Source organism: Streptomyces sp. NPDC090994 (genome assembly GCF_044768905.1).
GTDB lineage: Bacteria > Actinomycetota > Actinomycetes > Streptomycetales > Streptomycetaceae > Streptomyces.
This window is the reverse complement of the sequence record NZ_JBIVWS010000004.1, coordinates 135,315-158,162: the sequence shown is the minus strand read 5'-3', so window position 1 is coordinate 158,162 and position 22,848 is coordinate 135,315. Positions and strand designations below refer to the sequence as shown.

Annotated in this window: 20 protein-coding genes and 1 tRNA gene; 8 read left to right on the top strand and 13 right to left on the bottom strand. The window is 71.1% G+C overall.

Translation table 11 applies throughout. The features are described 5' to 3' along the window. The first annotated feature begins 70 nt into the window (after positions 1-70). Together ACIQR3_RS10825 and ACIQR3_RS10820 are read left to right on the top strand one after the other, a co-directional pair. The gene (locus ACIQR3_RS10825) at positions 71-601 is read left to right on the top strand and encodes a hypothetical protein (protein ID WP_403537109.1); all 531 of its coding nucleotides are present in this window, start codon (positions 71-73) and stop codon (positions 599-601) included. Continuing rightward, positions 591-3,458: a M48 family metalloprotease gene (locus ACIQR3_RS10820; RefSeq protein ID WP_403537107.1), complete on the top strand. Its 2,868-nt coding sequence runs from the start codon at positions 591-593 to the stop codon at positions 3,456-3,458. The genes ACIQR3_RS10825 and ACIQR3_RS10820 overlap by 11 nt, the downstream gene beginning before the upstream one ends. Before the next feature lie 64 nt (positions 3,459-3,522). Here ACIQR3_RS10820 and ACIQR3_RS10815 read toward each other — a convergent pair whose 3' ends face one another. Together ACIQR3_RS10815 and ACIQR3_RS10810 are read right to left on the bottom strand one after the other, a co-directional pair. Further along, entirely contained in the window at positions 3,523-3,837 is a 315-nt protein-coding gene (locus ACIQR3_RS10815) for a hypothetical protein (RefSeq protein ID WP_403537105.1), read from the bottom strand. A 21-nt stretch (positions 3,838-3,858) separates the two neighbouring features. Then, on the bottom strand, positions 3,859-5,538 hold the full coding sequence (locus ACIQR3_RS10810) for a sodium:solute symporter family protein (protein WP_403537101.1): 1,680 nt from the start codon (positions 5,536-5,538) through the stop codon (positions 3,859-3,861). Positions 5,539-5,721: 183 nt separating this feature from the next. On the opposite strand from ACIQR3_RS10810, the gene galT reads away from it, so the two are divergent. The 3 genes from galT to galK are packed head-to-tail and all read left to right on the top strand — an operon-like array spanning position 5,722 to position 8,934. Further along, entirely contained in the window at positions 5,722-6,783 is a 1,062-nt protein-coding gene (gene galT, locus ACIQR3_RS10805; protein WP_403537098.1) for a galactose-1-phosphate uridylyltransferase, read from the top strand. Next, complete coding sequence (gene galE / locus ACIQR3_RS10800; protein WP_403537095.1) at positions 6,780-7,742, top strand: UDP-glucose 4-epimerase GalE; 963 nt, start codon at positions 6,780-6,782, stop codon at positions 7,740-7,742. Before galT ends, galE begins: the two co-directional genes overlap by 4 nt. A gap of 28 nt (positions 7,743-7,770) precedes the next feature. Next, a complete protein-coding gene (galK, locus tag ACIQR3_RS10795; protein WP_403537092.1) occupies positions 7,771-8,934 on the top strand; it encodes a galactokinase in 1,164 nt (387 codons plus the stop codon). Between the two features lie 15 nt (positions 8,935-8,949). Here galK and ACIQR3_RS10790 read toward each other — a convergent pair whose 3' ends face one another. Beyond that, positions 8,950-9,405, bottom strand: coding sequence for a GNAT family N-acetyltransferase (locus ACIQR3_RS10790; protein ID WP_403537090.1), 456 nt, complete (start codon positions 9,403-9,405; stop codon positions 8,950-8,952). A gap of 354 nt (positions 9,406-9,759) precedes the next feature. On the opposite strand from ACIQR3_RS10790, the gene ACIQR3_RS10785 reads away from it, so the two are divergent. Next, entirely contained in the window at positions 9,760-10,533 is a 774-nt protein-coding gene (locus tag ACIQR3_RS10785; RefSeq protein WP_403537087.1) for a LuxR C-terminal-related transcriptional regulator, read from the top strand. Between the two features lie 15 nt (positions 10,534-10,548). On the opposite strand, the gene tamR is transcribed toward ACIQR3_RS10785, so the two are convergent. Further along, entirely contained in the window at positions 10,549-11,046 is a 498-nt protein-coding gene (gene tamR / locus ACIQR3_RS10780) for a MarR family transcriptional regulator TamR (protein WP_403537086.1), read from the bottom strand. Positions 11,047-11,210: 164 nt separating this feature from the next. On the opposite strand from tamR, the gene ACIQR3_RS10775 reads away from it, so the two are divergent. Beyond that, positions 11,211-12,026: a trans-aconitate 2-methyltransferase gene (locus tag ACIQR3_RS10775; RefSeq protein ID WP_403537080.1), complete on the top strand. Its 816-nt coding sequence runs from the start codon at positions 11,211-11,213 to the stop codon at positions 12,024-12,026. Between the two features lie 13 nt (positions 12,027-12,039). Here ACIQR3_RS10775 and ACIQR3_RS10770 read toward each other — a convergent pair whose 3' ends face one another. The 3 genes from ACIQR3_RS10770 to ACIQR3_RS10760 are packed head-to-tail and all read right to left on the bottom strand — an operon-like array spanning position 12,040 to position 14,959. After that, the gene (locus ACIQR3_RS10770; RefSeq protein WP_403537076.1) at positions 12,040-13,215 is read right to left on the bottom strand and encodes a CaiB/BaiF CoA transferase family protein; all 1,176 of its coding nucleotides are present in this window, start codon (positions 13,213-13,215) and stop codon (positions 12,040-12,042) included. A gap of 14 nt (positions 13,216-13,229) precedes the next feature. Continuing rightward, positions 13,230-13,907 carry a TetR family transcriptional regulator gene (locus ACIQR3_RS10765; protein ID WP_403537073.1) on the bottom strand — a complete coding sequence of 226 codons (678 nt, stop codon included), beginning with the start codon at positions 13,905-13,907 and terminating at the stop codon, positions 13,230-13,232. Beyond that, positions 13,904-14,959: an acyl-CoA desaturase gene (locus ACIQR3_RS10760; protein ID WP_403537070.1), complete on the bottom strand. Its 1,056-nt coding sequence runs from the start codon at positions 14,957-14,959 to the stop codon at positions 13,904-13,906. The genes ACIQR3_RS10765 and ACIQR3_RS10760 overlap by 4 nt, the downstream gene beginning before the upstream one ends. 293 nt (positions 14,960-15,252) lie before the next feature. Here ACIQR3_RS10760 and ppc point away from each other — a divergent pair, with 293 nt between their 5' ends. After that, positions 15,253-17,991 carry a phosphoenolpyruvate carboxylase gene (gene ppc / locus ACIQR3_RS10755; RefSeq protein WP_403537067.1) on the top strand — a complete coding sequence of 913 codons (2,739 nt, stop codon included), beginning with the start codon at positions 15,253-15,255 and terminating at the stop codon, positions 17,989-17,991. Positions 17,992-18,049: 58 nt separating this feature from the next. On the opposite strand, the gene ACIQR3_RS10750 is transcribed toward ppc, so the two are convergent. The 6 genes from ACIQR3_RS10750 to ACIQR3_RS10725 form a co-directional block, all read right to left on the bottom strand. After that, positions 18,050-18,520, bottom strand: coding sequence for a hypothetical protein (locus ACIQR3_RS10750; protein ID WP_403537064.1), 471 nt, complete (start codon positions 18,518-18,520; stop codon positions 18,050-18,052). A gap of 41 nt (positions 18,521-18,561) precedes the next feature. Next, on the bottom strand, positions 18,562-19,164 hold the full coding sequence (gene pth, locus ACIQR3_RS10745) for an aminoacyl-tRNA hydrolase (protein ID WP_403537061.1): 603 nt from the start codon (positions 19,162-19,164) through the stop codon (positions 18,562-18,564). A 177-nt stretch (positions 19,165-19,341) separates the two neighbouring features. After that, positions 19,342-19,932: a 50S ribosomal protein L25/general stress protein Ctc gene (locus tag ACIQR3_RS10740; protein ID WP_215171578.1), complete on the bottom strand. Its 591-nt coding sequence runs from the start codon at positions 19,930-19,932 to the stop codon at positions 19,342-19,344. 184 nt (positions 19,933-20,116) lie between these two features. Then, entirely contained in the window at positions 20,117-21,091 is a 975-nt protein-coding gene (locus ACIQR3_RS10735) for a ribose-phosphate diphosphokinase (RefSeq protein WP_403537058.1), read from the bottom strand. A gap of 111 nt (positions 21,092-21,202) precedes the next feature. Beyond that, positions 21,203-22,651, bottom strand: coding sequence for a bifunctional UDP-N-acetylglucosamine diphosphorylase/glucosamine-1-phosphate N-acetyltransferase GlmU (glmU, locus tag ACIQR3_RS10730; RefSeq protein WP_403537055.1), 1,449 nt, complete (start codon positions 22,649-22,651; stop codon positions 21,203-21,205). Between the two features lie 120 nt (positions 22,652-22,771). Continuing rightward, positions 22,772-22,842, bottom strand: a tRNA-Gln gene (locus ACIQR3_RS10725). Positions 22,843-22,848 lie beyond the last annotated feature (6 nt).

The following is a 22,848-nucleotide window of genomic DNA, read 5'->3' as shown; positions in this document are numbered from 1 at the left end:
CCGTTCAGTCAGGCTGGTAACCGGTGCGCGGGTCGGTCCCGGCGTACCGGTGATGATCACGGGGGTGTTCATGGATTCCGACGCCGTGCGGCGTGCTGGCGGGGCGGGCCGGACGCGGGTCCGCGACGTGGTCCGCGACGTGGTGGCCGAAGTGGCCCCGGAGGAAACGCCGTTGGTGGCGGGACTGGCCGGGATCGACGACGCCACCGCCGTACGGAGACTGTCCGGTCGAGGCCGGCGGGAGCCGTTGGGGTTCGGGCTCGGCGAGGTGGCCGCGCTGGTGACCCCCGTGGTGTGGCTCGTGGTGCACCAGGTGGCGCAGCAGGTCGCGGGGACGGTGGTGGACAGCGCCACCGGCCGGGTGAGATCGGCGGCGCGTCGGCTGCTGCGCAGGCCGGCCGAGGTCGTTACGGTTCCGCCGCTGACCCCTGAGCAGCTCGCCGACGTGCGTGACGCGGTGCTGGAGACGGCCGCGCGGCGCGGAGTGGAACCGGAGCGCGCGGCGGTGATCGCCGACGCGGTGGTGGCCAGGCTGGTGCTGGCCGAACAGGAGGAAGACGGTCCGGCGAGCTCGACCGGTGCGGCCGACAGTGCGGCGTGACGGTCGGCTCACCCGCCGGCGCGCTCCCCGGAGCGGGGAACCGCCCGGCCCGGCCCGGCTCGACGAACGGGTGCTCGCGGCCGGTACGACGCTGCGGTTCGTGCTGCTGTTGCTGCTGTTGGTGACAGCCGGCGTCGCCATGATCCCGCAGGCCGTCTGGCAGCTTCTCGCGTCGTCCGCGACGGCCAATAAGGAGGGTGCCTGCTATTTGGCGGCAGGTGTCGATCCCGGCTGGTCGTTCGTCGACCGGCTCTTGCAGTCCACCCGCAACGAGTCCGCCCTGGAGGCCTGCTTCGACCGGTACAGCCAGGACTTCACCGGCGTGTCGGTCGGCGTGGGAGCCGTGGCGGTCGCCGCGGCCGTAGCGCTGTACTGGCTGCTGCCCGCGTGGAAGGCACGGCGGTCCAAGGTCGTACCGCTGGACGCGGTGGACGTGCACGGCACGCTGCGCCCGCTGCTGGACGAACTGGTGGCCGTCGCGGGCCTCTCCCGCCCGCCCCGTTTCGTCGTCGCCCCGGCCGCGCCGGCGGCGAGTGCCGTCGTCTTCGGCCGGTGGCGCAGGCCCACGATCCGCCTGGACGGCGGTCTGATCGCCACGAGCGACACCCAGCGCGACCGTTTCCGTGCCGTGGTGCTGCACGAACTGGCGCATGTGCGCAACGGTGACGTCGGTATCACCTATGCCACGGTCGCCCTGTGGCGGGTGTTCCTCGTCATGGTCCTGCCCGCATGGGTGGTGACAGGCCTGAACGCCCTCTTGTTCACCGGAACGCCGGGCGGTCGGGGCCAGTACGCCCCGTTCAACACGCACAACCTGGTCTTCGGCTGTCTGATCGTGGTGGCGGTGTATCTCACCCGTGCGAGCATCCTGCGCAACCGTGAGATGTACGCCGACCTCATGGCGGCGCGCTGGGGAGCGAGCCAGGAACCCTGGGCCGGCCCCGTCGCGCGGCAGCACCCCGGCGTGTTCGCCGGAGCCCTCTCCGGCTTCGTCGAACTCTGGCACACACACCCGTCCTGGGATGCGCGCCGGACGTCGCTGTCCGACCCGAAGGCGTTGTTCGGGCTGGAGCGACTGCCCCTGTTCCTCACCGGCTTCGCGGCCGACATCCTGGCCTGGAACCTGTCTTTGCCACCGGACCTGATGGTGGCCGAGGCGGTACTGGTCGCCGGGCTCGTCGTGGGGACCGGCGGTGTCACGCTGTGGCGGGCCGTGGTGTACGCCCTGCTCACGGGGCGGCCGGTGCCTTCGGGGTGGTCGGTGGGCCTGTGGCTCGGCTGCGGCCTCGCGACGGGCGAGCTGATCGGCCCGGGAGCGGCGGGGAACCAGTGGCTGCCCGCGCATCCGGAGGCTCTGCTGATCCTGGTGGCCGCGCTGGTACTGGTCATGACGTGGACTGCCCAGAACGCCGGGTGGTGGATCAGGTCATGGCGCGGACGTTCGCTCGGCCCGGCCATGTTCCTGGGCGTGGCGGCGCCCGCCCTCGTCTTCACCACGGTGCTGCACTGGTGGTACTCGTGGGCCGAGGATCTGACACAGGGGTGGCCGTTCTCGGCGGCGGGAGTCCTGAGCACGTACGAGATGCCCGGCGTGCCGCCCCCGCACCTCAGCACGCTTCAGGAAGTCATCGCGGTGGTGGGCTGGTTTCCCGGTTCGGCGGGCGAAGCGGACAGCCTGTGGTTCGCCCCGGTCCTGCTCTGGGTGCTGCCGCTGCTCGCGCTGACGGTCCGGCCGCCGGCGACCCGTCCGGGCTGGCTCGACCGGGCCCTGCCGGAGACGGCGGCGCCTCTCGTCCCGTGCGTGTCGGGGCCGGCCCGGCCGCTGGTGGCGGGACTGGCGGGCGGAGTCGTCTGCTGGGCCGGGCTTGCCCTGTCACTGGCCCACCAGCACACGCCGGACCCGTCGGCGGTGCGCATGACCGGTCCGTTCCAGCTCGCGCACATGTGGTGGCCCGTCCTCGTCATCTGGTGCGCGATGGCCCTGACGGCCGCCGGTGCCGCCGCGGTGACGGACTCGGGCTGGCTGCCGTCCGGTCTGATCGCGGCGGGTACCACCGCGTTGCTGGGCGCGGGCGGCGCCTACCTGTCGATGCGGGCGGACGGCTGCCTCGGCCCGTTCAACACCATGACCACCACGTGCCGGTGGTGGCCGAGCACGGTCGCGGGGACCCTGGTGGAGTTCGGCATGTCGTTCGTGCTGTGCTTCGGGACGCTGGCGGCGGGCCTGGCCGCCTTCGCGGGGCGGGGCGTGGGGCTGCTCCTGCGGCGGTTGCGCCGCACCGGGCCGCACCCGGTGGTACGGCCGCGGCGCGGGCAAGGGCGGCGCGGTGCCCGGGCGGTGGCCCTGGCGGTCGTCGTGGCCGGTGTGGGCGTGACGGGAGCGACCGTCGTCACGTCCGCCCCGACCGGCGACTCCCACCAGCCGCCCGAAGTGATGCTGGACCAGTCGGTGCCCGCCCCCTCGGCGTCGACAGCGCGGCTCCAGGGCAACGCCTGGGCGGTGCTCGGAGGGCTGGAGCACATCAAAGCGCTCGCCGACGCCGAGAAGGACTTCTACGCTGCCTTCGCGCCCCGCACGACGCTCGACACGCTGACTCCCACCTGCGGCGGGCTGGCCCGCGCGGTGCAGGGGGCCGAGGCGTACTTCACCGTGCCGAGCCCGGCCGGTCAGCAGACGTGGTCCGACATGCTGACCGGCTTCCGGCGGCTGGCCACCGCGTGCCGGGAGTTCGGCGAGCGGCCCGGTCCCTGGACCTTCGAGGCCGCCGCCCGCGCGGACCAGGAGGCGTACGACGCGAAGCTGGCGATGTACGACTGGATCGAGGCGTCGGGCGCCGCCCGGCGCAAGCCCTCCTGACCCGCACCACACCGCCGGCCCTCTGGACCGGCCCGTCGCGCGGACGACCGGACGGCCCCGGGCCTCAGTGCCCCTGGTCGGCCGGCACCCCGTCCACCGGGGGTGGCGGCGGAACCGTGGGCCGCAGCTTCAGCCAGGCCAGGAAGAACAGCCCCAGGACCAGCATCCCGAGCCCGGTCCACAGGTTGATGTTCACGCCCTCCGCCTTGTCGATGTCGGCGTCGGACGCGGTGAGGCCGGCGATCGTGACGATGACGCCGTAGAGGGCGAAGAGGCCGCCGATGATGCGGCGGATGTCGAACAGGCGGGCGGCCGTCGCCGACTTGGTCTCCAGTTCGGAGACCTCCTCCTGGACGTTCTTCTCGTGGAACTCAGACATGCTCTCTCAATCCTTCCGCGATCAGAACGAGAACGGGATGTAGCAGGCGGCCGCCAGCACGACCGCGCCCCAGCCCAGCAGCGCCGGCTTGCGGTACCACGCGTCGTCGCCCTCGCCGGGCGCCTCGGACATGCCGGGGGAACGCGTGCCGTAGACCAGGCCCTGGAGTTCGGCCGCCGGCTTCGGGGCCGTGAAGAGGGACACGGCGACCATGACCACCGCGCCGGCGACGAAGCCGACGATCGCGGAGACGAAGTTGGCACCCTGGTCGGAGGGGATGTCGATGACGCCCTGCTTGTAGATCCAGAAGTAGTTGACCATCGCCGCGACCGTGCCCGCCAGCAGGCCCCAGAAGCCGGACTTGACCGACGCCCGCTTCCAGAACATGCCGATGATGAAGACGACGAACATCGGCACGTTGAAGAAGGAGAACAGCGTCTGGAGGTACGCCATGATGTTGGAGAAGGACTGGGCGAGGAAGGCCGTACCGATCGAGGCCAGTACGCCGATGACCGTGATGACGCGGCCGAACTTCAGGTAGTACTCGTCGGGCTGGTCCTTCTTGACGTACTTCGCCCAGATGTCGGTCGTGAACACCGTGTTGAAGGACGAGACGTTGGCCGCCATGCCGGCCATGAACGCCGCCAGCAGACCGGTGACCGCGATGCCGAGCACGCCGTTGGGCAGGAACTGCTCCATCAGGTACGGGATCGCGTCGTTGTACTGGAGGTCGGAGCCGGGCGTGCCGATCTTGGGGACCAGGGCGGCGGCGACCAGGCCGGGGATCATCACCAGGAAGACGATGAAGATCTTCGGGAACGCGGCGATGAGCGGGGTGCGCTTGGCGGCGGAGAGGTTCTTCGCGGACAGGGCGCGCTGCACCTCGGCGAAGTTGGTGGTCCAGTAGCCGAAGCCGAGGACGAAGCCGAGGCCGAGGACGATGGTCAGCCAGTTGGCGCCGAGCGGGTTGTCGCTGCCGATGCCCGTGCCGCCCCAGGACGTCATGAAGTCGCCGCCGTGCTGCGCGGAGAGGTTGTCGGTCAGGCCGTCCCAGCCGCCGACCTTCTTCAGGCCGAGGATGGTGATCGGGATCAGGGCCGCCAGGATCACGAAGAACTGGAGGACCTCGTTGTAGATCGCGGAGGAGAGGCCGCCCAGGGTGATGTAGGCGAGCACGAAGACGCCGGCCACGACGATGGAGACCCACAGGGGCCAGCCGAGGAGGGCCTCCACGACGATGGCGAGGGCGTAGAGGTTGACGCCCGCGATCAGGATCGCGGCGATGGCGAACAGGATCGAGCTGAGCAGGTGGGCCGACCGGTCGAAGCGCAGGAGCAGGAACTCCGGGACCGAGCGGACCTTGCTGCCGTAGTAGAACGGCATCATCACCAGGCCCAGGAAGACCATCGCCGGGATCGCGCCGATCCAGTACCAGTGGGTCGTGTAGACGCCGTACTGGGCACTGTTGGCGGCCATGCCGAGGATCTCGGTGGCGCCCAGGTTGGCCGCGACGAAGGCGAGTCCGGTGACCCAGGCGGGCAGGGAACGGCCGGACAGGAAGAAGTCGAGGCTGGTCTTGACCGAGCGGCGGGCGGCGAGGCCGATGCCCAGGACGACCACGAAGTAGATGGCGAGGATCGTGTAGTCGAGCCAGTTGGTGGGGAGCCGGAGCTCCGCCGCCAGGTATGTGGGGGTTTGCATGCGTACTCGCTTCGTTGCGTGAACTGATCCGAGCGGAACCTAACCCTCCGCCTTCAGAAAATGAACACTTTCGATGGTGTTCTTTGATTGATTGTGATGATCGGCGGGGGTGGTGGGTTGTGAAGTGTTATGTTTGATTGTGTTGAGTGCTTGGGTGCGGGTAGTGGCGTGAGGAGTCCGGCAGTGAAGAAGACCTCGACCCGGCTGGCCGACGGTCGCGAGCTGATCTACTACGACTCGCGCGACGACGTCGTGCGCGACGCGGTGGACCGACGCCCGCTGGATCCGACCGTGACCTCGTCCGAGATCCGCCGGGACGTGCTGCTCGGCGACGCGGTCGCGATCGCGTCGCACCGCCAGGGGCGGACCTACCACCCGCCGGCCGACCAGTGCCCCCTGTGCCCCACGCGGGGCGAGCGGCTGAGCGAGATCCCCGACTCGTCGTACGACGTCGTGGTCTTCGAGAACCGTTTCCCCTCGCTGGCCGGCGACTCCGGACGGTGCGAGGTCGTCTGCTTCACCTCCGACCACGACTCGTCCTTCGCCGACCTGAGCGAGGAGCAGGCCCGGCTCGTGCTGGACGCCTGGACGGACCGCACCTCCGAGCTGTCCCATCTGCCCTCCGTCGAACAGGTCTTCTGCTTCGAGAACCGCGGCGCCGAGATCGGTGTGACGCTGGGTCACCCCCACGGGCAGATCTACGCCTACCCCTTCACCACCCCCCGCACCGCCCTGATGCTCCGGTCCCTCGCGGCCCACAAGGAGGCGACCGGCGGGGAGAACCTCTTCGACGCCGTGGTGGAGGAGGAGCTGGGCGGGGAGCGGGTGGTGCTGGAGGGCGAGCACTGGGTCGCCTTCGTGCCGTACGCCGCCCACTGGCCCTACGAGGTGCACCTGTATCCGAAGCGGCGGGTTCCTGACCTGCTGGGTCTCGACGAGGCGGCGCGCACAGAGTTCCCCCAGGTCTATCTGGAACTGTTGCGGCGGTTCGACCGGATCTTCGGGGAGGGCGAGCCTCCGACGCCCTACATCGCCGCCTGGCACCAGGCGCCGTTCGGGCAGCTGGAGGAGTTCGAGGGCGTCACGCGTGACGACTTCGCGCTGCACCTGGAGCTTTTCACCATCCGCCGTACGTCCGGCAAGCTGAAGTTCCTCGCGGGCTCCGAGTCCGGCATGAACGTGTTCATCAACGACGTGCCGCCGGAGCGCGCGGCCGAGCGACTGCGAGAGGTAGCGAGTTCATGAGCGGGAAGTACCTGGTCACGGGTGGCGCGGGGTATGTCGGCAGCGTCGTCGCCCAGCATCTGGTGGAGGCCGGGCACGAGGTCGTCGTCCTCGACAACCTCTCGACCGGCTTCCGGGAGGGCGTCCCGGCCGGCGCCGCGTTCGTGGAGGGGGACATCCGCGACGCCGGGAAGTGGCTGGACGCCTCGTTCGACGGGGTGCTGCACTTCGCCGCCTTCTCGCAGGTCGGCGAGTCCGTCGTCAAGCCCGAGAAGTACTGGGACAACAACGTCGGCGGGACCATGGCCCTGCTCGGCGCCATGCGCGAGGCGGGCGTGCGGCGGCTCGTCTTCTCCTCCACGGCCGCCACCTACGGCGAGCCGGAGCAGGTGCCGATCGTCGAGACCGCGCCGACCGCGCCGACCAACCCCTACGGCGCCTCCAAGCTCGCCGTCGACCACATGATCACCGGGGAGGCCGCCGCCCACGGGCTGGGGGCCGTCTCGCTGCGGTACTTCAACGTCGCGGGGGCGTACGGACAGTACGGCGAGCGGCACGACCCCGAGTCGCACCTGATCCCGCTGGTGCTCCAGGTCGCGCAGGGGCGCCGGGACGCCATCTCGGTGTTCGGGGACGACTACCCGACCCCGGACGGGACGTGCGTACGGGACTACATCCACGTCGCCGACCTGGCGGAAGCGCACCTGCTGGCGCTGGGCAAGGCCACCGCCGGCGAGCACCTGATCTGCAACCTCGGCAACGGGAACGGGTTCTCGGTCCGCGAGGTCATCGAGACCGTGCGCCGGGTGACGGGGCATCCGATCCCCGAGGTCGTCGCACCGCGGCGCGGTGGCGATCCGGCCGTGCTGGTGGCCTCGGCCGACGCCGCCCGCGAGAAGCTGGGCTGGCAGCCGTCGCGCGCCGACCTCGCGGGGATCGTCGCGGACGCCTGGGAGTTCGCGCAGCAGCGCGCCAACTGAAACGCAGGAAAGGTCAGGGATTCAGGGGATGAGCGTCGACACGGCGGCCGAGGTCGCCGAGCGGTTCACGCGGCTGTACGGGAGCGAGCCGGAGGGGGTGTGGGCGGCCCCCGGGCGCGTCAACCTCATCGGGGAGCACACCGACTACAACGACGGCTTCGTGATGCCGTTCGCGCTGCCGCACACGGCGGTGGCGGCCGTCTCGCCGCGCACCGACGGCGTACTGCGGCTGCACTCGGCGGACGTCGAGGGCGGTGTCGTCGAGCTGCGGGTGGCCGACCTGGCCCCGGAGAGCGACCGGAACTGGACGGCGTACCCGTCGGGTGTGGTGTGGGCGCTGCGCGAGGCCGGGCACGAGATCACCGGCGCCGACGTCCATCTGGCGTCGACAGTTCCGGCGGGCGCGGGGCTGTCGTCCTCGGCGGCGCTGGAGGTGGTGGTCGCGCTCGCGCTGAACGACCTGTTCGGGCTCGGGCTGCGCGGCTGGCAGCTGGCCCGGCTGTGCCAGCGGGCGGAGAACGTGTACGTGGGGGCGCCGGTCGGCATCATGGACCAGACGGCTTCCGCCTGCTGCGAGGCCGGGCACGCGCTGTTCCTGGACACCCGGGACCTGTCCCAGCGGCAGATCCCGTTCGACCTGGCGGCCGAGGGGCTGCGGCTGCTCGTCGTCGACACGCAGGTCAAGCACTCCCACAGCGAGGGCGAGTACGGCAAGCGCCGCGCCGGCTGCGAGAAGGGCGCCGCGCTGCTGGGCGTCGACGCCCTGCGGGACATCCCCTACGAGGAACGGGACGCCGCCCTGGAGCGGCTCGGGGACGAGGAGGAGGTGCGGCGGCTGGTGCGGCACGTGGTCACCGAGGACGAGCGGGTCGAGCGGGTCGTGTCCCTGCTGGAGGCGGGTGACCCGCGGGCCATCGGGCCGGTGCTGGTCGAGGGGCACGCCTCGCTGCGGGACGACTTCCGGATCTCCTGCCCGGAGCTGGACCTCGTCGTCGACACCGCCCTGGAGACCGGTGCCCTCGGGGCGCGGATGACGGGCGGCGGGTTCGGCGGCTCGGCGATCGTGCTGGTGGAGGCCGCCGACGTGGAGGCCGTCGGCAAGGCGGTGGAAGCCGCGTTCGCGGCGGCCGGGTTCACCGCGCCGCGGACGTTCGAGGCGGTGCCGTCGGCGGGGGCGCGGCGGCTGGTGTAGCCCGCGCGGCCCGGTTCAGGCCAACCTTTTGACCAAGGTGTACTCCGTGATCCCCGGCGGGTAGTCGGGGATCACGCACATCACGTCGTAGCCCCGGCGGCGGTAGAACTCCGGGGCCTGGAAGTCCCAGGTCTCCACCCGGGCCGCCCGGCAGGCCCGTTCGCGCACCGCGCACCGCTCCGCCTCGGCGAGGAGACGGGAGCCCAGTCCGGCGCCCCGGTGGCGGCCGTCCACCCACAGGTACGTGACGTGCAGCCAGGTCGCCCAGGTGTGGCCGACCAGACCGCCGGCCACCCGATCGTGCCCGTCCATGATCCAGACGTGCAGCGGGACTTCGCGATCGTGAGGGGTTCCGCGCAACGCGCGCAGGACGGGCGAGGCCGCCGTGTTCGTCTCCTTCAGACGAGTGTGCAGGATGTCGCGTCGTGCCTTGTCGACTTCTGTCTCAAGACGAAACATGCGGCTCACCATAAACGTGCCGGACCGCCAGTTCTGCAAATAACCTTCCGCTCCCGCCCCTCGCCCGTACCCTGATGAACAGCACCGGTGGGGGCCGGTGCCGATCAGGGGGCGAGACAGTCGGGTACGGCGTCCGGGGCGGGGTAGCGATCTGAGTGCGGCGGCGGCCGCGCGGCGATGGCGGCCGGTCCCGGGCCGTGGTGTCGGACGCCGCGTCGGCGGGCACAGCCGCGTCGGCAGCACAGCGGCGTCAACCGGCACAGCGGATACGGGCACGGACGAGTTCCGGGTGCCGTACCCGCGCTGATGTCGTCCTTTGAGACTGGGAATCCCCCGCTCCGTGAGGAGCGCGGGGAAGGGGGTCACGTGGTTCGCATCCGAGTCCTGGTCGTCGACGACCATCGCATCTTCGCCGAGTCGCTCGCCGCGGCCCTGGCCGCCGAGCCGGACGTCGACGTGTCCGCGGCGGGCAGCGGTCCGGCCGCGATGCGCTGCCTGGAGCGGGCGGCGTCCGAGGGGCGCCGGTTCGACGTGCTGCTCGTCGACGCCGACCTCGGCGGCGGCAGGCCCGGGGCGCGGCCCGCCGTGCCCGTGCCCGACACCGACGAGGACCGTCTCGTCGACGGGATCTCCCTGGTCACGGGGGTGCGGTCGGCGCAGCCCGGCGTACGGACCGTCGTGCTCGCCGAGAAGGACGATCCGCGGCGCGCGGCGCTCGCCCTCCAGGCCGGGGCGTCCGGCTGGGTGGCGAAGGACTGCTCGCTGTCGCGGCTGCTCACCGTCATCCGCGGCGTGCTGCGCGACGAGACGCACCTGCCGCCCGCCCTGCTCACCGGCGTCCTGCGCGAACTGACCGCCGCCCGCAAGCACCGCACCGAGAGCGAGCGGCTGGTGGAGTCGCTGACGCCGCGGGAACGGGAAGTACTGCGCTGCATGGTCGCCGGACTGGGCCGCAAGGCCGTCGCCGAACGGCTGTTCCTGTCCCCGCACACCGTGCGCACGCACATGCAGAACGTCCTCGGCAAACTCGGCGTGCACTCCACGCTGGCCGCCGTCGCGCTGGCCCGGCGGGCCGGCGTCGGCCCGGTCGACCTGGGGTCCGGCGGGCGGGTCGGCGCGGAGGAGACGCACAGCGCCTGAGCCGCTCCCTCCGGCTCAGCCCGGGATGTTGTCGAACGGCGCGGTGAGCCGGCGCAGCAGCCCCGCCAGCTCCGTGCGCTGGGCGCCGGTCAGCTCCGCGAGGATGGCCCGCTCCTGGGCCAGCAGCCCGGCCAGGGCCTGGTCGGCGCGGTCCCGGCCCTCGTCCGTGAGCCGGACCAGCACGCCGCGCCGGTCGCTCGGGTCGGGCAGCCGCTCCACCAGGCCCTTCTTCGCCAGCCGGTCGATACGGTTGGTCATGGTGCCCGACGTGACCAGGGTCTGGGTGAGGAGCTGCCCGGGGGAGAGCTGGTAGGGGGCGCCCGCGCGGCGCAGCGCCGTGAGCACGTCGAACTCCCAGGGCTCCAGCTGGTGCTCGGAGAAGGCCAGGCGGCGCGCGCGGTCGAGGTGCCGGGCCAGCCTGCTCACCCGGCTGAGCACCTCAAGCGGTTCCACGTCGAGGTCAGGGCGCTCCCGGCGCCACGCTGCGACCAGTCGATCGACCTCGTCCTCCATGACGATCAGTGTAGTGGTTGTGTCGACGTGAAGTCTCTTGACGTTGACTATCTTGACGTGAAGACAGATACGGGCCGAGGCTGGAAACCCGTCCACCACGACTCGTCCACCGCGACCCGTCACCGGCATTCCTGCTCCGGCAGTCCTGCCCCGGGAGGCCCCCCATGTCCGCCACCGCCCCCACCTGGGACCCCGCCCAGTACCTGCGCCACGCCGGCCACCGCGCCCGCCCCTTCACCGACCTCCTCGCCCACGTCCCCGACCCGCCCCGCACCCCCGCCCGCATCGCCGACCTCGGCTGCGGCCCCGGCAACGCCACCGTGCTGCTCACCGAACGCTGGCCCACCGCCCGCGTCACCGGCTACGACAGCTCGCCCGACATGCTGGAACGGGCCCGCGAGCACGCCGGCCCCACCCCCGGCGGCGGACACCTCGGCTTCGCCCCCGCCGACGCCCGCACCTGGACCCCCGCCGCACCGCACGACCTGATCATCAGCAGCGCCACCCTCCAGTGGGTCCCCGGCCACCGCGAACGCTTCCCCGACTGGATCGCCGCCCTCGCCCCCGGCGGCACCCTCGCCTTCCAGGTCCCCGGCAACTTCGACGCCCCCAGCCACCGCCTGCTGCGCGACCTGGCCGCCGCCCCGCGCTGGCGCACCCGCCTCGCCGGCACCCTGCGCCACGGCGACGCCGTCCACACCCCCGAGGAGTACCTCGCCGCCCTCACCGCCCTCGGCTGCACCGCCGACGTGTGGGAGACGACCTACGTCCACCTGCTGACCGGCGAGGACCCCGTGCTGGACTGGGTCCGCGGCACCGCGCTGCGCCCGGTGCTCGACGTCCTCGGCGACGACCCCGAGGCCCGGGACGCGTTCGTCGCCGAGTACCGCACCGCCCTGCGCGCCGCCTATCCGCAGGGGGCGCGGGGCACGCCGTTCCCGTTCCGGCGCGTGTTCGCGGTGGCCCGCAAGACGGCCTGACATCCGCCCCCGCTCACACCACCCCGTCCGCCACCAGCCCCTCGACCTCCCCCGCCGTCAGGCCCAGCTCCATGAGGACGGCCCGGGTGTGCTCGCCCAGCGCCGGTACCGCCTCCATCCGGGGCGCACCGGCGGCCGGGCCGGGCGGTGCCAGGGCCGGGACCGGGCCGGCCGGGGTCGGCAGCGCATGCCAGCGGCCCCGGGCCGCCAGCTGGGGGTGGTCCCACACCTCGGCCAGGGTGTTCACCCGGGCGTTGGCCACCGGCACGGCACCGAGCAGCTCGACCGCCTCCGCCCCGGTCAGCTCCCCGAACCGGGCCGCGATCAGCCCGCCCAGCTCCTCCCGGCGCGCGTCCCGGTCCGCGTTGGCGGCGTAGCGCGGGTCGTCGGCCAGGTCGGGGCGGCCCAGGAAGCCCGTACAGAAGCCGCGCCACTCGCGGTCGTTCTGGACCGCCATCATCACGACCTGGCCGTCCCCCGCCGCGAACGGGCCGTACGGACAGATCGTGGGGTGCGCGGCCCCCGCCCGGGGCGGCGGCGGGGCGCCGTCGAAGGCGTAGTAGAGGGGGAAGCCCATCCAGTCGACGGTCGCCTCCAGCATCGACACGTCCAGGTGCGTGCCCTGACCGGTCCGTACGCGCTCCAGCAGCGCCGCCAGGACCGAGCCGTACGCGTGCATTCCGGCCGCGATGTCCGACACCGCGATCCCCGCCTTGGCCATGGCGTCCGGCGTACCGGTCACCGACAGCAGCCCCGACTCGCACTGCACCAGCAGGTCGTACGCCTTGCGGTCCGCGTAGGGCCCCGAGGAGCCGTAACCGGAGATGTCGCAGACGATCAGGCGGGGATGGCGGGCCCGCAGCTCCGCCGCGCCGAGCCCGGCCCGAGCGGCGGCCCCCGGCGCCAGGTTCTGCAGGAAGACGTCCGCGCCGGCGATCAGCCGCCGCAGCACGTCCAGGCCGCGCGGGTCCTTGAAGTCGAGGGTCACCGACTCCTTGTTGCGGTTGGCCCACACGAAGTGCGAACTCAGCCCGCGCACCCGGCCGTCGTAGGCCCGCGCGAAGTCGCCCGACCCCGGCCGCTCCACCTTGATCACCCGCGCGCCCAGATCGGCGAGCTGACGGCTGGCGTAGGGGCCGGCGACCGCCTGCTCCAGGGCGACGACGGTGACTCCGCGCAGCGGCTGCATCAGACTCCCCGGGGTCAGCTCTTGCGGTGGCCGATCAGCCGCGGCTTCGGCTCCAGCCCGTCCAGCCCGTGCCACGCCAGATTGACCAGGTGCGCGGCGACCTCCGCCTTCTTCGGCTTGCGCACGTCCAGCCACCACTGCCCGGTCAGCGCGACCATCCCGACCAGCGCCTGCGCGTACAGCGGGGCCAGCTTCGAGTCGAAGCCGCGGTTCTTGAACTCGCGGCCCAGGATGTCCTCCACCTGGGTGGCGATGTCCGAGATCAGGGAGGCGAAGGAACCCGTGGACTGGGGGATGGGGGAGTCACGGACCAGGATGCGGAAACCGTCCGTGTACTCCTCGATGTAGTCCAGGAGGGCGAACGCCGCCTGCTCGCACAGCTCCCGGGGGTGCCCGGCGGTCAGGGACGACGTCACCATGTCGAGCAGCCGCCGCATCTCGCGGTCCACCACCACCGCGTAGAGCCCCTCCTTGCCGCCGAAGTGCTCGTACACCACCGGCTTGGACACCCCCGCCTTCGCGGCGATCTCCTCCACCGACGTGGCCTCGAAGCCCTTGGCGGCGAAGAGCGTGCGGCCGATCTCCAGCAGCTGTTGGCGGCGCTCGGCGCCGGTCATCCGGGTGCGGCGCACGCGCCGCGGCTTCTCATTGCCTGAGGTGCTGCTGGAGTCGGTCGCCACGGCTTCCATCATGCCGCCTCGACCGTCTCCTTCCGGCGGCGGGAGCGGTCTTCGCCCGTGGTACGGCGCGAATCGATACGCGAGCGTGACGGCCAGCGCACGTCATAGGCCCAGCCGAGCAGCTCGAAGAGGCGGATGAACCGCGCCGAGGAGTCGATCTGCCCGCGCTCCACACCGTGCCGCGCGGAGGTCGGGTCGGCGTGGTGCAGGTTGTGCCAGGACTCGCCGCAGGACAGGACCGCCAGCCACCACACGTTGCCGGAGCGGTCCCGGGACTTGAACGGGCGCTTGCCGACCGCGTGACAGATCGAGTTGATCGACCAGGTGACGTGGTGCAGCAGCGCCACCCGGACGAGTGAACCCCAGAAGAACGCGGTGAACGCGCCCCACCAGGACATCGTCACCAGACCGCCGATCAGCGCCGGAAGCAGCAGCGAGGCCGCGGTCCACAGCACGAACTGGCGGGAGATCGCGCGCAGCGTACCGTCCTTGATCAGATCCGGCGCGTACTTGTCCTGCGGCGTCTGCTCCTCGTCGAACATCCAGGCGATGTGGGCCCACCACAGGCCCTTGATCAGGGCCGGCACCGTCTCCCCGTACCGCCACGGCGAATGCGGATCGCCCTCGGCGTCGGAGAACTTGTGGTGCTTGCGGTGATCGGCGACCCAGCGGACCAGCGGCCCCTCCACCGCCATCGACCCCGCGATCGCCAGCGCGATCTTCAACGGCCGCTTCGCCTTGAAGGACCCGTGGGTGAAGTGACGGTGGAAACCGATGGTGATGCCGTGGCACCCGAGGAAGTAGAAGAAGACGAGGAGACCGAGGTCCAGCCAGCTCACCCCCCACCCCCAGGCCAGCGGCACCGCCGCCACCAGCGCCAGGAACGGGACCGTGATGAAGAGCAGCAGGGTGATCTGCTCGATCGAACGCTTCTGTTCACCGCCCAGCGTCGCGGAGTCGGCGGCGAAGGCAGCGGAAGCGGCGGAAGAAGCGGCGGGAGAAGCGGCGGGAGAGTCGTCGGGCACCTTCGGAGAGTCCGGGATCGCATCGGAACTCGTGGTCATGCGCGTCCCCTGGGGGGTCGAGGGTAGAGGTCAGCATGCCGGGTCGCGGATACCTGCGGTCGTTCCTACGGGTCCGTAACCTACGGCAACGTAAGTATGGCAGCGCGTAACCACTCAGCAAGAGCCCCAGAGCCTGCGCGTCCCGGTGGACACCTATCCTGGGAGTCGGTCGGACAGCGCGGTCCGCTCTGACTCTTTCCCGGACGCCCGGCCCCGTAAGCGGCACCCGCCGCGCGGAGACGCCGTCCGGGTTCCCTCCCAGACGAGCTTCAACACTGCAAGGAGCCGCACCTGTGAGCAGTGCCGACGACCAGACCACCACGGCGACCACCAGCAGCGAACTGCGCGCCGACATCCGCCGGCTGGGCGATCTTCTGGGCGAGACCCTCGTCCGCCAGGAGGGCCCCGAGCTGCTGGAGCTCGTCGAAAAGGTCCGCCGACTCACCCGAGAGGACGGCGAGGCCGCCGCGGAGCTGCTGCGCGGCACCGAACTGCAGACCGCGGCCAAGCTGGTCCGCGCCTTCTCCACCTACTTCCACCTCGCCAACGTCACCGAGCAGGTCCACCGCGGCCGCGAACTGCGCGCCAAGCGCGCCGCCGAAGGCGGCCTCCTCGCCCGTACGGCCGACCGGCTGAAGGACGCCGACCCCGACCACCTGCGGGAGACCGTCGCCAACCTCAACGTGCGCCCCGTCTTCACCGCGCACCCCACCGAGGCCGCCCGCCGCTCCGTCCTCAACAAGCTCCGCCGCATCGCCACCCTCCTCGACACCCCCGTCATCGAGTCCGACCGGCGCCGCCTGGACACCCGCCTCGCCGAGAACATCGACCTGGTCTGGCAGACCGACGAACTGCGCGTCGTCCGCCCCGAACCGGCCGACGAGGCCCGCAACGCCATCTACTACCTGGACGAGCTGCACGCCGGCGCCGTCGGCGACGTCCTGGAGGACCTGACCGCCGAGCTGGAGCGGGTCGGCGTCAAGCTCCCCGACGACACCCGCCCCCTCACCTTCGGCACCTGGATCGGCGGCGACCGCGACGGCAACCCCAACGTCACCCCCCAGGTCACCTGGGACGTCCTCATCCTCCAGCACGAACACGGCATCAACGACGCCCTGGAGATGATCGACGAGCTGCGCGGCTTCCTCTCCAACTCCATCCGCTACACGGGTGCGACGCAGGAACTGCTCGACTCCCTCACCGCCGACCTCGACCGCCTCCCCGAGATCAGCCCCCGCTACAAGCGCCTCAACGCCGAGGAGCCCTACCGCCTCAAGGCCACCGCCATCCGGCAGAAGCTGGAGAACACCAAGACGCGGCTGGCCACCAACACCCCGCACAAGCCGGGCCACGACTACCTCGGCACCGCCGAACTCCTCGACGACCTGCGCCTGCTCCAGACCTCCCTGCGCGAGCACCGCGGCGGCCTCTTCGCCGACGGCCGCCTCGCCCGCACCATCCGCACGCTGGCCGCCTTCGGCCTCCAGCTCGCCACCATGGACGTCCGCGAACACGCCGACGCCCACCACCACGCCCTCGGCCAGCTCTTCGACCGGCTCGGCGAGGAATCCTGGCGCTACGCCGACATGCCCCGCGAGTACCGCACCAAGCTCCTCGCCAAGGAACTGCGCAGCCGCAGGCCGCTCGCCCCCACCCCGGCCCCCGTCGACGCCGCCGGCGAGAAGACCCTCGGCGTCTTCCAGACCGTCAAGCGCGCCCTGGAGGTCTTCGGCCCCGAGGTCATCGAGTCCTACATCATCTCCATGTGCCAGGGCGCCGACGACGTCTTCGCCGCCGCCGTCCTCGCGCGGGAAGCCGGTCTCATCGACCTGCACGCCGGCTGGGCCAAGATCGGCATCGTGCCGCTCCTGGAGACCACGGACGAGCTGAAGGCCGCCGACACCATCCTGGAGGACCTGCTCTCCGACCCCTCCTACCGGCGCCTGGTCGCCCTGCGCGGCGACGTGCAGGAAGTCATGCTCGGCTACTCGGACTCGTCGAAGTTCGGCGGCATCACCACGTCGCAGTGGGAGATCCACCGCGCCCAGCGGCGACTGCGCGACGTCGCCCACCGCTACGGCGTACGCCTGCGCCTCTTCCACGGCCGCGGCGGCACCGTCGGCCGCGGCGGCGGCCCCTCCCACGACGCCATCCTCGCCCAGCCCTGGGGCACCCTGGAAGGCGAGATCAAGGTGACGGAACAGGGCGAGGTCATCAGCGACAAGTACCTCGTACCGTCCCTCGCCCGGGAGAACCTGGAGCTGACGGTCGCCGCCACCCTCCAGGCCTCCGCCCTGCACACCGCCCCCCGCCAGTCCGACGAGGCCCTCGCCCGCTGGGACGCCGCCATGGACGTCGTCTCCGACGCCGCCCACACCGCCTACCGCAAGCTCGTCGAGGACCCGGACCTGCCGTCCTACTTCCTCGCCTCCACACCCGTCGACCAGCTCGCCGACCTGCACCTGGGCTCCCGGCCCTCCCGCCGCCCCGGCTCGGGCGTCTCGCTCGACGGACTGCGCGCCATCCCCTGGGTGTTCGGCTGGACCCAGTCCCGGCAGATCGTCCCCGGCTGGTTCGGCGTCGGCTCCGGACTGAAGGCCCTGCGCGAGGCCGGCCTCGACACCGTCCTGGACGAGATGCACCAGCAGTGGCACTTCTTCCAGAACTTCATCTCCAACGTCGAGATGACCCTCGCCAAGACCGACCTCAGGATCGCCCAGCACTACGTCGACACCCTCGTCCCCGACGAGCTGAAGCACGTCTTCGACGTCATCAAGGCCGAACACGAGCTGACCGTCACCGAAGTCCTCAAGGTCACCGGCGAGACCGAACTCCTCGACGCGCAGCCCGTCCTCAAGCAGACCTTCAGCATCCGCGACGCCTACCTCGACCCGATCTCCTACCTCCAGGTCGCCCTGCTCAAGCGCCACCGCGACGCCGCCGCCGGCGACACCGACCCCGACCCGCTGCTCGCCCGAGCCCTGCTGCTCACCGTCAACGGAGTCGCCGCCGGCCTGCGCAACACCGGCTGACCCCCGTACACACGCACGCCCCCGCGCCGGCCGCACACCGCCCGGCGCGGGGGCGTCGTCATACCGCCACGAACGCCGCCGTCAGCAACACCACACCCGACCCCGCCAGCACCCACCCCGCCCGCGCCGCCCGCAGCCCGCCCGCCACCACCACCGACGCCAGCAGCAGCGCACCGCCCATCGGCACCCACGCGTACAGCACCCCGCCCGGCCCCGACCGCACCGCCACGTGCTCGTCGGCGGACCCCGGCTTCAGCACGACCGCGTACGTCTCCCCCTTCGCCACGGCCGGCGAATCCTCCAGCACCACCCGGTCCCGGGCCACCGACCCCACCGACACCGGCGTGTACGGGCCCGCGCACACCCCGTCGGCGCACCCCGTCACCTCGACGGTGCCGCGCTCCCGGCCCTTGGTCAGCATCACGTACTGCGCGGTGCCCCACGACGCCCACACCCCGGCGACGAGGATCAGCACGGTGACCGTGCCCATCGCCGCGACCCGCCCGAAAGAGACCACCGCAGAAGGCATGGCCGCGATCCTTGGCCATGCCCGCACACGCGGTCAAGTTCTCAGGAGTTGTACGCCGACTGGGCCCGCTCCAGACCCTCTGACACCAGACACTCCACCGCGTCCGCCGCCCGGTCCACGAACCAGTCCAGCTCCTTGCGCTCCACCGACGAGAAGTCCTTCAGCACGAAGTCCGCCACCTGCATCCGCCCCGGCGGACGCCCGATCCCGCACCGCACCCGGTGGTAGTCCGGCCCCATCGCCTTCGTCATCGACTTCAGACCGTTGTGCCCGTTGTCCCCGCCGCCCAGCTTCAGCCGCAGCACCCCGAAGTCGATGTCCAACTCGTCGTGGACCGCCACCACCCGGTCGGCCGGCACCTTGTAGAAGTCCCGCAGCGCCGTCACCGGACCACCCGACAGGTTCATGTACGACATCGGCTTGGCCAGCACCACCCGCCGCGACCCCGGCCCCGGCGGACCCACCCGCCCCTCCACGACCTGCGCCTGCGCCTTGCCGTGCCGCTTGAACCGCCCGCCCATCCGCTCCGCCAGCAGATCGGCCACCATGAAACCGACGTTGTGCCGGTTCCCCGCGTACTCCGGACCGGGATTGCCCAGCCCCGCGATCAGCCAGGGCACACCGGAATCGGTCGTCACGTCCATGTCTCCCTCGATACGCGCCAGCCGCTGTCCCCCGGCGAAACAGGGGAACAGCGGCTGACGAAACGACGACTGCGCTACTGCGAAGACGACGACTGCGCTACTGCGAAGACTACGAGCCCGCGAAGACCACGGGACTGCGCAGCCACGAGCCCGCGCAGGTCACGAAGACCGCGAGGCTCAGGCCTCCGCGCCCTCGCCCTCGGCGCCCTCGCCCTCGGACTCCTCGGCCTGCGCGGCCAGGACCTGCAGGACCACCGTGTCACCGTCGACACCCAGCTTGGTGCCGGCCGGCAGCGGGATGTCCTTCGCCAGGATCGACGCACCGGCCTCCAGGCCCTGCACCGACACCGTGACCGACTCGGGGATGTGCGTGGCCTCGGCCTCGACCGGCAGCGCGTTCAGCACGTGCTCCAGCAGGTTGCCGCCCGGCGCCAGCTCACCCTCGGTCTGCACGTAGATCTCGACGCTGACCGTCTCGCCACGCTGCACCAGCTGCAGGTCGACGTGCTCCAGGAAACCCTTGATCGGGTCACGCTGCACCGACTTCGGGATCGCCAGCTCGTTCGTCTTGCCGTCGATGTCCAGCGCGATCAGCACGTTCGGCGTACGCAGCGCCAGCAGCAGCTCGTGACCCGGCAGCGTCAGGTGCAGCGGGTCCGAACCGTGCCCGTACAGAACACCCGGAACCTTGTCCTCACGACGGATACGGCGCGCGGCACCCTTGCCGAACTCGCTGCGCGTCTCGGCGGAGATCTTCACCTCGGACATGCTCACTCCTCGTAATAAGTACAGAACGGACGTGGTCACCCGGCCACGAACGGCCTGCTACGAAGAGCGCGTCGATAACGGACCGCCGCGAACCTGCATGAACAGGCGCGGCCTCCCTCGCCGAGCAACTTCGACAGTCTACTCGGCGAGGGAGGCCGCACCCAAAACGATCTCCTGCGACGACCTACTGCTCGTCGAACAGGCTCGTCACCGAACCGTCCTCGAACACCTCACGCACCGCACGCGCGATCGTCGGCGCGATCGACAGCACCGTGATCTTGTCCAGCTCCAGCTCACCCGGCGTCGGCAGCGTGTTCGTCAGCACGAACTCGCTCACCTTCGAGTTCTTCAGCCGGTCCGCCGCCGGACCCGACAGCACACCGTGCGTCGCCGTCACGATGACGTCCTCCGCACCGTGCGCGAACAGCGCGTCCGCCGCCGCGCAGATCGTGCCACCCGTGTCGATCATGTCGTCGACCAGGACACAGATCCGGCCCTTCACATCACCCACGACCTCGTGCACGGTGACCTGATTCGCCACGTCCTTGTCACGCCGCTTGTGCACGATCGCCAGCGGTGCCCCCAGCCGGTCGCACCAGCGGTCCGCGACCCGCACCCGGCCCGCGTCCGGAGACACCACCGTCAGCTTGTCCCGGTCCACCTTCGCACCCACGTAGTCCGCCAGCAGCGGCAGCGCGAAGAGGTGGTCCACCGGCCCGTCGAAGAAGCCCTGGATCTGGTCCGTGTGCAGATCCACGGCCAGGATCCGGTCAGCGCCCGCCGTCTTCATCAGATCCGCGATCAGACGCGCCGAGATCGGTTCACGGCCCCGGTGCTTCTTGTCCTGCCGCGCGTAACCGTAGAACGGCACGATGACGGTGATGGAGCGGGCCGACGCGCGCTTCAACGCGTCGATCATGATCAACTGCTCCATGACCCACTTGTTGATCGGAGCCGTGTGGCTCTGGATCAGGAAGCAGTCCGCACCGCGGGCCGACTCCTGATAGCGCACGTAGATCTCACCGTTGGCGAAATCGAAGGCCTTCGTCGGGACGACCCCGACACCCAGTTCGTGGGCGACCTCCTCGGCAAGCTCGGGGTGGGCGCGGCCGGAGAAGAACATCATCTTCTTCTCGCCGGTCGTCTTGATCCCGGTCACAGCACTGTCTCCTCAGAGGTCTCGCAGCCGGAGCAGAGCGGACGTCCCGGCTGGTAAGGGTGCGGGTGTGCACTTATCACGGTACGACGACTTCGACGCACCGGTTTCCGGTCACTCTCCGGCGCCCGGCTCCCGGGACGCCTCCTCGGCCGCCCGCGCCGCCGCACTCCCCGGCCGCTTACGAGCCACCCAACCCTCGATATTCCGCTGCTGGCCCCGGGCCACGGCCAGCGAACCGGGCGGCACGTCCTTCGTGATCACGGACCCGGCGGCGGTGTAAGCACCGTCCCCGACCGTGACAGGAGCCACAAACATGTTGTCCGAACCCGTACGGCAGTGAGACCCCACGGTGGTGTGATGCTTGTCCTGCCCGTCGTAATTCACGAACACACTCGCCGCGCCGATGTTCGTGTACTCGCCGATCGTCGCGTCCCCGACATACGACAGGTGCGGCACCTTCGTACCCTCACCGATCGACGCGTTCTTCGTCTCGACGTACGTACCGATCTTGCCCTTCACGCCCAGCCGCGTCCCCGGACGCAGATACGCGAACGGCCCGACCGTCGCCTGGGCACCCACCTCCGCGCCTTGCGCCACCGTGTTGTCCACCCGCGCGCCGGCCCCCACCCGGGTGTCCGTCAGCCGCGAGTTAGGCCCGACCTCCGCACCCTCGCCGAGATGCGTGACACCGTGCAGCTGCGTGTTCGGATGCACGATCGCGTCCCGCTCGAAGGACACGGTCACGTCCAGCCACGTCGACGCCGGGTCCACGACCGTCACCCCGGCCAGCATCGCCGCCGTCAGCAGCCGGTCGTTCAGAATCCGCCGCGCCTCGGCCAGCTGCACCCGGTTGTTGATCCCGGCGATCTCCCGGTGATCCGCCGCGACACACGCCCCGACCCGGTGACCGGCCTGCCGCAGGATGCCCAGCACGTCCGTCAGGTACTCCTCGCCCTGACTGTTGTCCGTCCGCACCTTGCCGAGCGCGTCCGAGAGCAACTGCCCGTCGAACGCGAACACCCCCGAGTTGATCTCCCGGATCGCCCGCTGCGCGTCGTCGGCGTCCTTGTGCTCCACGATCGCGGTGACGGCACCGGTGCTCTCGTCCCGCACGATCCGCCCGTACCCCGTCGCGTCCGGCACCTCGGCCGTCAGCACGGTCACGGCATTGCCGTCGGCGGTGTGGGTGGCGGCGAGCGAGGCGAGCGTGCCGGCGGTGAGCAGCGGGGTGTCCCCGCACACGACCACGACCGTCCCCTCCACGGTGCCGCCCAGCTCCTCCAGCCCCATCCGCACGGCGTGCCCGGTGCCGTTCTGCTGCTCCTGGACGGCGGTACGGACGGCGGGGGCGACCTCGGCGAGGTGGGCGGTGACCTGTTCGCGGGCGTGCCCGACGACGACGACCAGGTTCTCGGGGTCCAGTTCGCCTGCGGCGGCGAGCACATGGCCCACGAGGGAGCGGCCGCAGATGTCGTGCAGGACCTTCGGGGTGGCCGACTTCATACGGGTGCCCTCACCCGCTGCGAGAACGACGACGGCTGCCGGGCGGTTGGCGCTCACGGGATGCCCTTCGGCTGTGGGTGGGGGTGGACATCCGCAGGATACCGGGGGGATTTGTGGGGGACATGGGTGCGGGCCCTGACGGGGCTGTCACCGGTCAGGACCCGAACTGAGTATGTGCTCCCGGGGGAGGACTCGAACCCCCATGATCAGAACCAAAATCTGACGTCTTGCCCTTAGACGACCCGGGATTACCG